Source organism: Aerococcus sp. L_32 (assembly GCF_050689315.1).
Genome location: NZ_JBOEQF010000966.1, coordinates 1 through 704 on the forward strand (window position 1 = coordinate 1; position 704 = coordinate 704).

Consider the following 704-nt stretch of genomic DNA (forward strand, 5'->3'; position numbering starts at 1 on the left):
AGTGTTACCCTTAAAGGAACAAAAATAGGAGGTTTTATTTTGAATAATCCAATGTCTAAAAACGGACTAGTAAAAAATAGTGTAAGTCGAAACCAAGTGGTCCCTGGTAACCCTGCAATGCATACTGATGAAGGGGCACCAGTGATTAACAATGATGATACTATGACAGCTGGCCGTCGTGGACCAAGCGTATTACAAGATACTTGGCTACAAGAAAAGCTAGCGAATTTCTCTCGGGAAGTTATTCCAGAAAGACGTATGCATGCAAAAGGTTCTGGTGCATTTGGTACATTTACGGTAACAAATGATGTAACAAAATATACTAAAGCGAAGGTTTTCTCTGAAGTAGGTAAACAGACAGAAATGTTTGCACGATTTTCTGAGGTAGCAGCTGAACGCGGTGGTGCGGATGCTGAGCGTGATATTCGCGGTTTTGCACTTAAATTCTACACAGAAGAAGGTAACTGGGATATGGTCGGGAATAACACACCAGTCTTTTTCCTGCGAGATCCAAAACACTTTATTGATTTGAACCGTGCAATTAAACGTGATCCAAAAACAAATATGCGTAGTTCTAATACGAATTGGGACTTTTGGACATCACTACCAGAATCACTGCATCAAGTGACGATTACAATGAGTGACCGTGGTATCCCATCTTCTTATCGATTTATGCATGGTTTTTCTTCGCATACTTATAGTTT

1 protein-coding gene is annotated in these 704 nt (G+C 39.9%); it reads left to right on the forward strand.

Annotated elements, in window-relative coordinates; all coding sequences use genetic code 11:
- Window positions 1-39 precede the first annotated feature (39 nt).
- Window positions 40-704: catalase (locus ACRCJ0_RS17655; protein ID WP_431391452.1), on the forward strand; the 665-nt coding region annotated here is incomplete at its 3' end.